Genomic DNA, 15,006 nt, shown 5'->3' on the forward strand with positions numbered 1-15,006 from the left:
TCAAAAATTTATTTTGCAAAAAGGCAAGGTTCTCCATGTTTTTTCTCAAATTCTTTGACCCAAGTCTCATGTGTATTTAGCTCTTCTTCGGAAGGAAGAATAACGGGTAGTTCAATTTGAACTCTGGTTTTATTTGCTGTGTTCAGGCTATTTTCACTTTGAGATAAGGCATCTATATCAAAAGAAACCTGCCCACCTGTCATTGCTAGGTAAACATCTGAAAGAATTTCAGCATCGAGTAATGCACCGTGGAAAGTACGGTCACGTGCTGGAATTTCATAACGTCTGACAAGGGCGTCAAGCGAGTTTTTTTGTCCAGGATGTTTGCTTTTTGCTAAGGCTAACGTATCTGTTACCTCACATACTTCAGAAAGCGCGGGAAGGCCTGCGCGTCTAAACTCCATATCAAGGAAGTTCATATCGAAGGTTGCGTTATGGGCAATAATCTCTGCGCCTTTTAGATAATCAAAAAGCGTATCGGCAATCTCTGCATAGAGCGGTTTATCTTTTAAGAAATTATCACTAATACCATGGATATTTTCTGAGTCACCCACTGGTTTTTGCGGGTTAATATAAATATGAATCGAGCTACCGGTGAGCTTCCGGTTAATCATTTCAATGGCGCCCACTTCAATAATGCGGTCACCATCTTGAAAATAAAAACCAGTGGTTTCTGTATCAAGAATCAGTTGTCGAGGCCCTTGTAATTTTAGTTTGGCTTCGGTCACAACAACTTGAGGATGAATATTACTAATTGGTTGCTTACTTTCTGACTCAGTAGGTTCAACTTCAATAACTTTTTCGTCCACAATAATCATCTCAACTTCTTCAGGCTGTTCAAGATCAATATTATCTTCTTCGGTTACTTCTGTCATATCAAACCCAAAGGGGTCATCAAGTAACCAATCCTGTTCAGGCTTTTTTATATCTTGTAGGGCCGTCGCTTGAACTGTTTTTTTTTGCAGTGCAGTTTGATCAGCTCCGATATTTGCAAGCTCATCGGCCATTTCGTTGCCAGCATGTCCAGCATGGCCTTTAATCCAATGCCACTCAATATTTCGACCTGCACAGACAGCATCTAATTTTTGCCAAAGGTCAGGATTTTTTACATCCTTCCAGTTTTTCTTTTTCCAGCCATGAATCCATTCAGTAATCCCTTGCTTCACATAATTTGAATCTGTCCAGATAATTAAATGAGCATCGGTTGGGCAAAATGCAACGCCTTCAATCGCAGCAGTGAGCTCCATGCGGTTATTGGTTGTATCCGGTTCACCGCCAAATAATTTATGTTCACCCTGCTCGGTAATGACATATGCGCCCCAACCACCTAAACCCGGATTGCCGCGACATGCACCATCAACATACAGTGTGATTGTTTGAGACATAAATCGAAACCTAAACTAAAAGAAAAAGAACTGAATATGGTGTATTGTATACGCAAAAAGTTCGGTTCCATCGTAACAAAGCAAGGTTTTTTTAATTTCTTGTAACATTTCCATGCAAATGACATTAACTTATTGCCTTGTCTATCTTGCACGCTTTACTACAATGGCATCGAAGACCTAGGGTTTGTCGGCAGACCCCCAAAAAATATTACGCGAGTTGTTTGGAAGTTTTTATGTATAAACCAACCACATTTGTGTGGCAGCCATCTGCGGCATCATTGTTCAAAATTACCGTACTTAGCTCTGCTTTAGCTGCGTTGGGTATTACAACAGGCTGTTCATCGACTCCGCAATCTGCAAAAACCTCTAAATCGAAACAGGTCAGTGGTGCAGGTTATTTAGATGCAAGTAGTCTTGACTCTTTAGAAGACCTACTTTCAGCAACTGATATGCGTGCTGTAGAAGGTGATCGTCTGCTTATTTTAAAGCACGGTGATGTCTGGAAGCGTATGTCTGTTGGTTTCAAAATGGACTTGAATCATTGGGATTCACGTATTGAAGCTCAGCGTAGCTGGTTTATTTCTCGTCAGCCTTACCTCGATCGCTTGAGTGCTCGTGCCAGTCGTTATTTGTACCATACGGTGAAAGAAGCTGAGCGCCGTGGACTGCCAACTGAACTTGCGTTATTACCCGTAATTGAAAGTTCTTATGACCCAGCTGCAACAAGTAGTGCAGCAGCAGCAGGGCTATGGCAATTTATTCCAAGTACTGGTCGTATTTATGGCTTAAAGCAAACAGGTATGTATGATGGGCGCCGCGATGTGGTTGAGTCGACTCGTGCAGCTTATGAATTTTTAGGAAGCCTCTATAATCAATTCGGTTCTTGGGAACTTGCTTTGGCTGCCTATAATGCTGGCCCGGGACGTATTCAACAGGCGATTAACCGTAACCGAGCTGCGGGTTTACCAACTGACTATTGGTCACTAAAATTACCTCAAGAAACGATGAACTATGTTCCACGTTTCTTAGCTGTTGCTCAAATTATTAAAAATCCAAAAGCTTATGGTGTAGAACTACCGCCTATTGCAAATAGACCCCATTTCCGTGAAGTGACTTTATCTGCGCCTTTAACTTTAAATGAAATTGCTTCTGTAGCAGGATTAAGCCGTTCAGAACTTTATGCATTAAACCCAGGATATCGTGGTGAAGCAGTGGACCCTGCAAGTCCAATGCGTATTTTGCTTCCAGCAGATTTAAGTCCTTCAATTGATAATAAATTAAAAGGGAAAAAAACGGGTGGTGGCTCAGGTTGGTGGGCAAATGTAACTTCGCCGTCTACACCTACGGTTAGCCCTTCGACTACAGTAACAACAAAAACAACTCCTACAACGCAAGTTCAGCCAGTTAAACCGTCTTCACCTGTGAAGAATAGTTCAACGACTTCAAAATCTACACCACGTGGTTCAGATGCGTTGGCTGCCTTTGCCGCATCGGCAGATGTACCGAGTGCGCCGCGTATCCCTGTAGCTGTCACTAATGCAGCTAATATTAAGCAGCCTGTTAAAATGGAGCCACCAATTTCGGCTTCTGAACGTGAAAAGATTTTAGCTGCAGTTCGTGCTGAAGGCGCAAAAGAAACTGTAGATCAAGCTTTACAACCGCAAGCAACTCAAGCAGAGAAAGATCAAGTCGTTGCTGAATTAAAAGCAATTGCGCCGCAAGGAACTGAAATTGTCGATCCTTATGATGGCAAAATTAGGTTAACCGCAATTCAGACGAGCCAGTCAGTTGCAGAGCAACAAGGTAAAGAGGTAAGTAGAGGTTTTGCTTATCCAAAAACTTTAGCTGAAGATGCGACTGTAGCTAGCTCTGAAGATGGGCAACGTAATAAAGATAAGCCTTATATCAAAACTGATACTGATGTTGTAGTTGTACAGCCTAAAGGTAAGCGTAGTACTTATACAATTCAGCCAGGTGATACTTTAGCCGTGATTGCCATGAAGAATGGTGTGAACTGGCGTGATGTGGCTAAGTGGAACCAGATTGATCCAGAAAAGACTTTGTTTGTAGGAACTAGTCTTTATCTCTATGATGCGAAACCACAAGAAACTCAAAGTACTTCGAAAAGTACGGCTAAACCAGATGTATATGTAGTGGAGGCTAACGACAGCTTAAGTGGTGTTGCTAATCAGTTTAATTTGTCAGTCAAACAATTGGCTGAATATAACGATTTATCAGTGAGCGATGGCCTATTTGTTGGGCAAAAGCTACAGTTGAAAGAGCCGAAGAATAGCCGCTCAACTGCGAAAGCGGAGCCGAAAGCAGTTCAGGCTGCACGACGCATTGCAACTAAAAGCTATACTGTGAAGCGTGGTGAATACCTTAAATTGATTGCAGATCGTTATGCGCTCTCTAATCAGGAACTTGCTGAATTAACTCCAGGTTTAACTGCGGGCAGTAACTTGATGGTAGGCCAAAAAATTAATGTGCCTACACAAGATATTTCGGTAGATGAAGTTGCTGAAACTAAGACGTCTAATAAATCTGAGAAAGCGACGCTAAGTGTTTCTTATAAAACAGAAGGCTATAAAGTACAGCGTGGTGATACTTTATCGAGTATTGCAACTAAATCAAAAATTAGCCTAGCTGAGTTAGCCGAGTTAAATAACTTAAAAACGAGTAGTTATGTACAGCTTGGGCAAACTTTAAAAGTGCCTGCTGGTCTAAGGGTACCGGAACAATACGTTGTACAGTCTGGGGACAGCCTAAATGCGATTGCGAGTAAATATAACTTGCAAACAGGCTATTTGGCTGACTTAAATGGTTTGTCTCGTAGTGCTGGTTTACGTGCTGGTCAACGTTTAAAACTCACAGGTACGGTTGAAGAAGCATCAAGTAAACCTTCTAAAAATACGAAAGAAGAAATACCAGAGACCTATACAGTCAAATCTGGTGATAGCTTAGGTAATATTGCTAACCGTCACCACTTGCAGTTGGACTACCTTGCCGCATTAAATGGTCTTTCGCGTAACAGTAGTGTTCGTGTAGGGCAACGTTTAAAGCTAACAGGTGATTTGGCTACAGTTGAAACAGCGAAAGTTGATACTAAGTCGTCAACTAAAACAGTTGCGGCTGGTAAAAACACTGAAAGATATACTGTTAAATCTGGTGAGTCTTTAAATAGTATTGCGAGCCGTGCAGGCATTTCAGTGCGTGAACTTGCTGAAATGAATGCATTAAAGGCGAGTGCTAATTTACAGCGCGGTCAAAGTATTGTGATTCCAAAAACTGTTGTGGAATACAAAGTGAAGCGTGGTGATACGTTAATTGGCCTTGCCAGCAAATATGGTTTAGAAACCAATTTTTTGGCTGAGCTGAATGATTTGACACCTTCTACTCAGCTTCGCATTGGCGACGTCATTAAAGTGCCTAATTTATAAAATAATTAGCAACTTATGTATAAATCATACTTTCAACTGAGCCTGCTAGTCGGGCTCAGTGTCGTTTCTCATGCTGTTTTTTCTGCACAGCAAACCACCGCATATATAGCGATTCATTCCAAGCCTAAATATTTAAGAATGATGGCTATGCCTTATGCAAACCCCAATGCCCCTAAAGGTGGCCTGTTAAGTCAGGCAGCTCAAGGAACTTTTGATAACCTCAATAGTATGAATGGAAAGGGGAATGCGACAGAAGGCGTTAATTATCTTTTTGATACTTTAATGACCCAGTCGCTAGATGAGGTCGGGGTTTTATACCCTCTTTTGGCAGAGAAAGTTACTTATGATCCAGAAAAAACGCAGTCTGTTACTTTCTATTTAAATCCTAAGGCGCGTTTTAGTAATGGACAGCCAGTCACTGCGGCAGATGTTAAATTTAGCTTTGATGCATATCAGAGTAAGTCCAATTTAGGTTTGCAGATGTACCTTGCTGATTTGGCAAAAACAGAAGTAATAAATGCCCATCAAGTAAAGTTCAGTTTTAAGTCTACGCACAACTCTAAAATGCCATTCATTTTGGCAACCTTGCCGATTTATTCAAAAGCAGATTGGCAACAAAGAGATTTTAGCCGAATTACTCTACAACCAATTGTTGGCTCGGGACCTTATGTGGTTGAACGAGTTGATGCAGGTAGAAGTATTCTCTATAAAAGGAACCCAAATTATTGGGCAAAAGATTTGCCTATTAATAAAGGGCGTTATAATTTTGACCGATTAAAATATGTTTATTATCGAAATTGGGATATTGCTTTTGAAGGATTCAAATCTGGGCAATACACTTTGCATGAAGAAACTAACCCTAAAAAATGGGTAACAGATTATCGTTTTCCAGCCGTAAAAGCAGGACTGGTTGCTCAATATAAGTTTCGTCACCACAACCCGATTGCCACTGAAAGTTATGTTTTTAACACACGACGAAGACCTTTAAATGATATTCGTTTTAGACAAGCCTTAACTTACGCCTATGATTTTGAATGGCAGAATAAAGCTTTGTTTTATGGTCAATATCAACGCCTTCAAAGTTATTTTGCAAATAGTGAATTAGCAGCAACGGGTCGACCTTCAAAAACTGAATTAGAGTTGTTAAAACCGTTATTGCCTAAGTTATCTCCACTCATACAACAAGGTGTTTTAGCCGACTGGAAATATCCAGTGTCGGATGCGAGTGGGTTCAACCGTCAGAATTTGTTAACAGCACGGCAATTACTTATACAGGCTGGCTATAAAGTTAAAGAAGGGCAATTATTTACGCCAGAAGGAAAAAAAGTTCAGCTTGAGTTTTTAATTCAGCAAGATGGTAAACAACGAACACTTTTACCTTTTATTCGTAATCTTAAAAAACTCGGTGTTCAAGTTAATTTACGTCAAGTCGACGCTCCGCAATATTTAGAGCGCACCCGCCGTTATGATTTTGATATGACCACCATGAATCTGCCGCAATCTCTTAATCCGGGTAATGAACAAACTCAGTTTTGGGGGAGCATCGCCGCAGCTCAAGATGGAAATTACAATTATGCGGGTATTCGTAATCTGGTAATAGATCAAGTTATTTCTAAACTCGTTGCCAGTAAAAATCGTGAACAACAGATTATTTATACTCGTATTCTCGATCGATTGCTGAGGGCTGGTTATTATCAAATTCCGACCTATGGTAAAGGTGAAAACTGGTATGCTTATTGGAATATGTATCAACAACCTAAAACTAAACCAGCACTTTCGTCTGGAATAGATTATTGGTGGAGTGATGCAAACAAAGCCAAAAAAGTTGCTAAATATTTACATCAACAATAAAAAGCACCTGCCATAAAGGAAATCCTGTTATATGGGCTCATATATTCTCAAGCGACTTCTTTTAATTATTCCTACGTTATTTGTCATTTTATTGATTAACTTTGTGGTTGTGCAAATTGCACCGGGTGGACCAGTTGAGCAAGCAATATATCAGGCACAAAGCGATTTGGGAATCGGGCGTGCCTTAAGTACAGAGACCTATTATCAAGGTGCTCAAGGTTTAAGCCCTGAAATGGTTGAGCAAATTAAGGCGCAGTATGGCTTTGACCGTTCTGCTCCTGAACGGTTTTTTCTCATGTTAAAAGGCTATTTAACTTTAGATTTTGGACAAAGTTTTTTTAAAGATAAACCAGTCGTGCAATTGTTGTGGGACAAAATGCCTGTTTCTATTTCGCTGGGGCTGATAAGTACTTTTCTGATTTATTTAATTTCGATTCCGCTTGGTATTAAGAAGGCAAGACAACAAGGTTCATGGTTTGATCGCTCAACTTCTTTAGTTCTTGTGGTGGGATATGCTGTACCCAGTTTTGTATTTGCCATTTTGTTGATTGTTTTTTTTGCAGGCGGCTCTTATTTTCAATGGTTTCCATTACAAAATCTTGTTTCAGATAATTTTCATCAACTCAGTCTTTGGGGCAAAGTTACCGACTATTTATGGCATATGACTTTGCCACTTATTACGATGGTATTAGGTGGTTTTGCCAGTTTAACGTATTTAACTAAATATTCATTTTTAGAAGAATTAAATAAACCCTACGTTTTAGCTGCTTATGCAAAAGGGTTAAATGGTCAACAAGTCTTATATAGACACGTATTTCGTAATGCTATTTTAGTCGTGCTCGCAGGGTTACCAGAGGTGTTAGCGGGTATTTTCTTTGTGGGTAACCTGTTTGTAGAAATTATTTTTCATTTAGATGGTGTCGGATTATTAGGCTTTGAAGCAATTGTCCAGCGGGATTATCCTGTTATTTTTGGTGTCTTATTTTTCTTTACTTTATTTAGTCTAATTTTACGTCTCATTTGTGATGTGCTGTACCAATGGATTGATCCTCGAATTCACTTTGACGCACAAGGAGGCAAATAATGTCTTTGATTGTGCGCACACGGTTACAACGTTTTAGACAACATAAATTAGGTTGGGCCAGCTTTATTTTATTTAGTCTAATTCTGATTTTGTCATTAGCTGCGGAGCTGATTGCTAACGATAAGCCCTTACTTGTGAAGTATGAAGATTCCTATTATTTACCCGTGTTTAAGACATATCCAGAAACGACGTTTGGTGGCGTGTTTGAAACAGAGGCTGATTATAAAGATCCAGCTGTGCAAGAACTTATTCATGCTCAAGGATGGGCAGTCTGGCCACTTATTAAATTTTCATATCAAACTCCCAATTTAGACTTGGCAGTTCCTGTACCGTCACCACCTACCAAGCAAAACTGGTTAGGAACTGATGATCAGGGAAGAGATGTTTTTGCCCGTATTCTTTATGGTTTAAGGGTATCTTTGCTTTTTGGTTTGGCCTTAACTTTTTGTTCTGCTTTATTTGGCATTACTGTGGGTGCCATTCAAGGTTACTATGGCGGTTGGGTAGATTTATTGGGACAACGTTTGGTTGAAGTCTGGAATGGCTTACCCATGCTATTTATGGTCATGATTTTGGTCAGCATGTTTGTACCCAATGTATATTGGCTATTTTTCATTATGTTATTTTTTGGCTGGACAGTTTTAGTGGGGATTGTCAGAGCAGAGTTTTTGAAAGCTCGTCAGCTTGATTATGTTCGCGCCGCTCAAGTGTTAGGAGTGACTGACCGCGTTATTATTTTTAAGCATATTTTGCCGAATGCAATCAGTTCGAGCTTGTCCCAATTACCATTTATTTTAACCACTAATATTAGCGCTTTAACTGCTCTTGATTTTTTAGGCTATGGCTTACCACCCGATGCAGCATCGTTAGGGGAGTTGTTGCTCCAAGGTAAAAATAATTTAGATGCACCATGGCTAGCGATTTCAGGTTTTTTTAGTTTGGCTATTGTTCTTTCACTTTTAATTTATATTGGGGAGGCTGCCCGTGATGCTTTTGACCCAAGAAAATAATTTAAATACAGCTCCAACGTTATTAAAAGTAGAACATCTTTCTATTCAAACGCTAGATCAAAAGATTTTGTTAGAAGACCTTAATTTGCAGCTTAGTGAAGGGGAAACACTGGCTATTGTTGGGGAAAGTGGCTCAGGTAAATCACTTAGCTGTTTAGCAATCATGGGGCTACTACAAGAGAAATTAGAAATAACAGGTCACGTTTGGATTGGTTCCCAAAATATGCTTGAGCTAGATGAAAAAGCTCAATCTAATGTGCGTGGTCGACAAATCGCCATGATTTTTCAAGAGCCTGCTACTGCGTTAAATCCGCTACATCGGGTTGAAAAAATTGTAGGGGAAAACCTTTTTTTATTAGGTTTGACTAAAAAGAATGTTCGACAACAAGTCATTGAGTTACTCACAGATGTTGGAATAAGTGAGTCAGAACAGATTTTAAAACGCTATCCGCATGAGCTTTCTGGTGGTCAAAGGCAACGTGTCATGATTGCCATGACATTGGCACTGCAACCCAAAATTTTAATTGCTGATGAGCCGACTACAGCACTTGATGTCATTTTACAGATCCAGATTTTAGAATTATTAAAATCTTTACAAGCAAAATATGGAATGGCACTTATTTTAATTAGCCATGACCTAAATTTGGTACGTCAATATGCCGATGAACTGGTTGTATTGCAAAGTGGGTGTGTTGTAGAGCAAGGTGAGCTTAGCCAGATTTTTGCAAATCCTAAAACCGCTTATACACAGCAATTATTAGAACATGATTTTGGCAATGCAGAACTTCTTGAAATAGAAAAGAATGTTTTGTCTGTTCAACAGCTTAGCGTGCAATTTCCAATTAGAAAAGGTATTTTTAATCGCGTTCAGGGCTATGTGACTGCAATAGAAGGTTTGAGCTTCGATCTTGCTCAAGGTGAATCACTTGGAGTCGTTGGGGAAAGTGGCGCTGGAAAGTCATCTTTGGCTCTGGCTTTAGTGCGGCTCATTAAAAGTGAAGGGCGGATTAATTTTTTAGGACAAGATTTGAATCAGTTGGCTCCCAAAGCTTTACGTTTGGCGAGATCTGATTTTCAACTTGTATTCCAAGATCCGTTTGGTAGTTTGAACCCTCGAATGACGGTTGGGCAGATTATTGCTGAAGGTTTAAAAGTAAAAGAAGTATTAAACAGTCAAATTCAAGAACAAGTTAAATCTGTTCTCAAGAGGGTTGAACTGCCTGAAGATTTTCAACATCGTTACCCACACGAACTCTCTGGAGGACAACGTCAACGGGTTGCTTTGGCAAGAGCTTTAGTCGTTCAACCGAAACTTTTAATTTTGGATGAGCCCACTTCTGCATTAGATCGAACCACGCAAAAAGCCATCATTAAACTTTTACGACAATTACAGAAAACTGAACATTTGAGCTATATCTTTATTAGTCATGATCTAAATATAGTCAAATCGTTGTGCCATAAAGTTATGGTGTTGCGCCGTGCACAAGTTGTTGAATATCAGGAAACAGAACTGTTGTTTTCTAAGCCTAAGACTGAATATACAAGACAATTAATTAAAGCAAGCTTTTAAAATAAAATATTAAATTATTGTTTTTAAATGGAATATTTTATTTATGCATTTTATGCAAAAAGTTGCATATTTTTATGTTTTTTGAAATTGACATATGCTATTGTCAGCTATCAATTATAACTTGACATGCCCTATAACTCGTCTAAATTAGAGCAATTGCTCTAAAAAACTAAAAAAGAGGTTAACCATGAACCAGATTGCCCAACCCATCACAATTCGCAATACCACATTCAAAAACCGAATTATTAAAGGTGCAATGAGTGAGGCGCTTGCAAATTATGAAGGTCAACCAAATGACTTGCATTTAGGCTTATATGGGGCGTGGGCAAAAGGTGGGCTTGGCTGTGCAATCACAGGCAACGTCATGGTCAATGTAGCCGCAAAAAATGAACCCGGTGTTGTTGTTATTGAAACCGAACGTGATTTAGAGCGCTTAAAAGGGTGGGCAGCATTAGGTAAAAAATATGGAATGGTGCAATTGATTCAATTGTCCCACCCAGGGCGTCAGTGTCCAAAAGGATTAAATAAAGAAACTGTTGCGCCGTCAGCAGTACCATTTAGCCCAGCTTTAGCGACTATGTTTGGAACGCCACGTGAATTAACTCATGATGAAATTCTAGATATCATTAATCGATTTGCAACCGCTGCTCGTATTTGTGAAAAAGCAGGTTTTGAAGGAGTGCAATTACACGGTGCGCATGGTTATTTGATTAGCCAGTTCTTATCACCTTTAACGAATAAGCGTACCGACCAGTGGGGTGGTTCAGTTGAAAACCGTACCCGCTTTTTATTAGAAGTTTATAAGGCTGTTCGGGAAGCAACTTCCGAGAATTTTATCATTTCAGTCAAACTGAATTCTGCCGATTTCCAACGTGGTGGAATTAGCGAAGAAGATGTAATTTCAGTGTTTAAAGCAGTTGATGATGCTGGCATTGATTTAATTGAGATTTCAGGTGGCACCTATGAAGCACCTGCAATGGCAGGGGCTAAAGCTGACAAGCGCAAGACAAGTACGATTGCGCGTGAAGCTTATTTCTTAGATTTTGCTGAAAAGATCCGCCAACACGTTAAATGTAAACTCATGGTGACAGGTGGTTTTCGTACTGTAGAAGGAATGAATGCAGCACTTGCAAGTGGGGCTTGTGATTTTATTGGTATTGCGCGTCCGCTTGCAGTTGAGACTGATTTAACAGACCGTTTAATTGCAGGGCAGGACGTACGCTATGCAGTAAAACCTATTAAGACAGGTCTACCTTTTGTCGATAAAATGGCAATCATGGAAATTATTTGGTATGCCGCTCAATTTAAAACCATTGGTAAAGGCAAAAAGCCAAATCCGAAACTTTCACCACTAGTCGTCTTTTTAAATTATGCCAAAGGCAATATTACAGCTGTGGTAAAAGGTCGCGTGAATTCACGTAAATCTGCATAAATCTGATGCGCCATTTCAATAACTGAAATGGTGCATTTATTTTAGAACGTATAGCTCATACCAAACTGAACAGTACGTGGTTCGCCTGGGTATGCATATAAATTAAAGGCACTTTCATCATAAGTTCTATCGAAAATATTTTTCAGATCTAAGTTAAGACGAAGTTTTGGTGTTGCTTGATAGTAAGAAACTAAGTCGGTAACTGCATAACCTTTCATGGTGTAGGTACTATTTGCTGTTTGGCCTGCACGCTTATCAATATATTTTTGATTAACCCCTAGACCTAAACCTTGTAAAGGACCATCCTGAAACTCATAAATATTTAACAGGTTAAAACTGTTCTTTGGAATATTGGCTAAAGACGTTCCTTTTTGCAAAGTGTTGTCTTTAGTCACTTCAGCATCTGTATATGCATATCCACCAATAATTTTCCAAGCAGGCGTAATTTGCCCTGCAATATTTAATTCAATACCTTGGCTGCGAACTTCACCAGCAGCAACTTTTTTATTTTGATTTGGGTATAAAGGATCATCCGTTAAGACATTTTCTTTTTCTGCATAAAAAATAGCAGAGTCAATCGACAACATATTGTCGAGAGCTAGCCATTTAAACCCTAGCTCATAAGCCATGCCTTCTTCTGGATCAAAGCCTTCGCCACTATGACTAGCGCCAGTGTTTGGTTTAAAAGATTTTGCAGCATTACTGTAGATGGAAAGATCATCACGGGCTTTAAAAACTAACCCTAAACGAGGAATAAAGGCATTATGACTCATGTTCCAATTTGGTTTATCTGGTCGAAAATCTTTATAGTCATGTTCATAGTGTTCAAAACGTAAACCTAATAGCGCGCTTAAACGTTCATTTAAATCGATTTGGTCTTGTACAAAAAGGGCAGTTGTTTTTAAATTTTCACGGTCATGTGTAGCCACGCTATTAAGTTCAGGTAAAGGTTGTCCTAAAACTGGACTATAAATATTAATAGGGTAACTGCCGATATCTCCACTTGAACGAATAATATATGACTTGTAATCATAGTTTTCGTATTCGAGTCCACTCACCAAGGTATGTGCTAAACCTAAAAGCTGGAAATTACCTGTTAGGTTAATTTGTGCATCGGTATCTTGCCACTTTAATTCACGGTAATTGTAATTGCGGCCTATAGTTTCGCCGTCATTTTGAATGCCATTTGCTTCTACGGCATAGCCATGCAATTTGCCATTTAAATATTGCACACCCGCATTAAGCTTCCAGTCATTTCCAAGGTCATGTTCAACTCGTAATTGAGTCATATTGTTATCATTGTAGATTCGGTTGTTATATTTACCTGTTTCCCACAAATAGGTTTCTGGTGAACTATTAAAAGACTTCTGTGCAGGATAACGAGTATGCCCACGATCAAGCGGATGCTGATTCCGTAAAATATCGGCTTCAAAGGTTACTTTAGTTGCATCAGTCGCTTGCCATTGAATAACAGGTGCAATTCCGTATCGTTTAGATTCGACATGGTCACGATAACTATCGCCACCTTCTGCAATCACATTTAGGCGATAACCGATATTTTCTGCATTTGGAATGGTACCTGTAGTGTCTACAGTGGTGCGGTATAAACCTTCACTGTTAAGCTGAGCGCCTAAATTTGTTTGTTGCTCAGACTTTGGTGTTTTTGAAATTAAATTAAAAGTACCGCCTGGATCACCACGACCATATAAGCTAGAAGAGGGGCCACGTAAAACGTCTATACGTTCAACCGTATTGCTGTCTGGCGCATTTGGATAGCCACGGTTAATGGGGAAGCCGTTACGGTAAAACTCACCACTGGTGAAACCACGAAGGTTAAAACCAGTTAAGCCTTGACCACCAAAGTTATTCGCTCGTCCAACGCCACCAGCTAAATCAAGAGCTTCAATTAAGCGTGTCGCACCAATATCTTCAATTACTTTTTGGGTCACAACACTTACCGATTGCGGTGTGTCTTTTAATGCGACTTCACTACGTGTCGCGCTACTCGAGCTATCGACTTTGTAAGTTTGGTCAGAAGCCTGTTGAGCTTTAATTTTAATCGTAGCAAGAGTCGTTGAAGAACTATCTGTTTCTGCAAAAGCAGTTGAAATACAACAGAGTTGAGCAATGCTGAGGGAGAGGAGGCGAAGCTTAAGATCCATTTAAAACCTGTTTGATAATAAATATCAGTATAAAAATAGGAATTATTATATTGTAAATGTGTGTAAAAGGAATACTAAAGCAGTGATAAATCTAGACAAGTGTATTTTATTTAGGAATATAAAAATTAAAAGTATAAACAATGGACTTAAATAAATATAAATTACAGTTTAAAATAGAGCATCAAATATATAAACAATAGCTTTAAAATCAATTGAATATTTCATAGCTAATCGTTTTAAATTAGATTTTTTGAAAATTAAGATGTTTTTTACTTTTATCAAGGGGAAGTTTAATGTCTATGCTTATTGGCATGTTTTTGTTGGTCATAATTATATTGGCAATTTTAAGTGCTTTAAAGAAAGGGGAAAGCAAAGGTGGAAATGGAAAGCGTAATCCAATCAAAGGAAAACGTATCATTACCATGAATGAACAACCGACATTTATGAAGCTAAAAGAAGCTTTACCTGAACATATTATTTTGACACAAGTTGCTTTTAGCGCTTTTATGACAGCGCAAGGATACGCAACACGTAATCTATTTAATCGGAAAGTAGCTGATTTTGTCGTATTAGATAAATCATTCAATATTGTCGCTATTGTTGAACTAGATGATTCAAGTCATAAGGGAAAAGAGAAATTTGATGCAGAACGAGATGCTTTAATTCGTGAAGCTGGTTTTAAAGTTATACGTTATAAAAGAACACCAGAGCTTACACAGATACATGCTGATTTTAAAATTTCGTCCGTTTCATTACCACAAGTTTCAATAGAACCAAACTCAAGTGAAACAAGAACAAAGTTTGTCGCTGATGCAATAACTATTGAGAGAGATGATCCGACAGTACAACCTTTATCACATATTGATGAAATAAAGTTGAAATCTTAAATTTTAAAAAAGACTAAGTTATCTCATGGATAAAATTTGAAGTGAGATAATGTAATTTAAATGATCTGATTATGAAATGAATTTCTTATAAAAGAAATTGGCGTCCCTACGGGGATTCGAACCCCGGTTACCGCCGTGAAAGGGCGATGTCCTAGGCCTCTAGACGATAGGGACGTTGAGGATGG

The 15,006-nt window shown here is 39.0% G+C and carries 9 protein-coding genes and 1 tRNA gene; 7 read left to right on the plus strand and 3 right to left on the minus strand.

Going from position 1 to position 15,006, the window contains the following annotated elements; translation table 11 throughout:
- Positions 1 to 8: 8 nt before the first annotated feature.
- Entirely contained in the window at positions 9 to 1,385 is a 1,377-nt protein-coding gene (gene dnaQ / locus KTH84_RS08755; RefSeq protein ID WP_262472878.1) for a DNA polymerase III subunit epsilon, read from the minus strand.
- A gap of 233 nt (positions 1,386 to 1,618) precedes the next feature.
- On the opposite strand from dnaQ, the gene KTH84_RS08760 reads away from it, so the two are divergent.
- The 6 genes from KTH84_RS08760 to KTH84_RS08785 all read left to right on the plus strand — a co-directional run bounded on the left by KTH84_RS08760 (position 1,619) and on the right by KTH84_RS08785 (position 11,772).
- The gene (locus tag KTH84_RS08760) at positions 1,619 to 4,825 is read left to right on the plus strand and encodes a LysM peptidoglycan-binding domain-containing protein (RefSeq protein ID WP_262472879.1); all 3,207 of its coding nucleotides are present in this window, start codon (positions 1,619 to 1,621) and stop codon (positions 4,823 to 4,825) included.
- A gap of 15 nt (positions 4,826 to 4,840) precedes the next feature.
- Positions 4,841 to 6,676 carry an extracellular solute-binding protein gene (locus KTH84_RS08765; protein ID WP_262472880.1) on the plus strand — a complete coding sequence of 612 codons (1,836 nt, stop codon included), beginning with the start codon at positions 4,841 to 4,843 and terminating at the stop codon, positions 6,674 to 6,676.
- Positions 6,677 to 6,707: 31 nt separating this feature from the next.
- Entirely contained in the window at positions 6,708 to 7,760 is a 1,053-nt protein-coding gene (locus KTH84_RS08770) for a microcin C ABC transporter permease YejB (protein WP_262472881.1), read from the plus strand.
- Positions 7,760 to 8,770 (plus strand): ABC transporter permease, encoded by a 1,011-nt coding sequence (locus KTH84_RS08775; RefSeq protein ID WP_262472882.1) that lies wholly within the window; start codon positions 7,760 to 7,762, stop codon positions 8,768 to 8,770. The genes KTH84_RS08770 and KTH84_RS08775 overlap by 1 nt, the downstream gene beginning before the upstream one ends.
- Entirely contained in the window at positions 8,745 to 10,340 is a 1,596-nt protein-coding gene (locus KTH84_RS08780; protein ID WP_262472883.1) for an ABC transporter ATP-binding protein, read from the plus strand. The genes KTH84_RS08775 and KTH84_RS08780 overlap by 26 nt, the downstream gene beginning before the upstream one ends.
- Before the next feature lie 187 nt (positions 10,341 to 10,527).
- Complete coding sequence (locus KTH84_RS08785) at positions 10,528 to 11,772, plus strand: NADH:flavin oxidoreductase/NADH oxidase family protein (protein WP_262472884.1); 1,245 nt, start codon at positions 10,528 to 10,530, stop codon at positions 11,770 to 11,772.
- A gap of 41 nt (positions 11,773 to 11,813) precedes the next feature.
- Here the strand turns inward: KTH84_RS08785 and KTH84_RS08790 are convergent, their stop codons facing one another.
- Positions 11,814 to 13,934, minus strand: coding sequence for a TonB-dependent siderophore receptor (locus KTH84_RS08790; protein ID WP_262472885.1), 2,121 nt, complete (start codon positions 13,932 to 13,934; stop codon positions 11,814 to 11,816).
- Between the two features lie 293 nt (positions 13,935 to 14,227).
- Between KTH84_RS08790 and KTH84_RS08795 the strand changes: the two genes are divergently transcribed.
- Positions 14,228 to 14,821, plus strand: coding sequence for a DUF2726 domain-containing protein (locus KTH84_RS08795; protein WP_262472886.1), 594 nt, complete (start codon positions 14,228 to 14,230; stop codon positions 14,819 to 14,821).
- A 98-nt stretch (positions 14,822 to 14,919) separates the two neighbouring features.
- Here KTH84_RS08795 and KTH84_RS08800 read toward each other — a convergent pair.
- Positions 14,920 to 14,995, minus strand: a tRNA-Glu gene (locus tag KTH84_RS08800).
- Positions 14,996 to 15,006: the final 11 nt, after the last annotated feature.

The sequence above is a fragment of the Acinetobacter sp. WU_MDCI_Abxb74 genome, assembly GCF_025513915.1.
Lineage (GTDB): Bacteria > Pseudomonadota > Gammaproteobacteria > Pseudomonadales > Moraxellaceae > Acinetobacter > Acinetobacter calcoaceticus_C.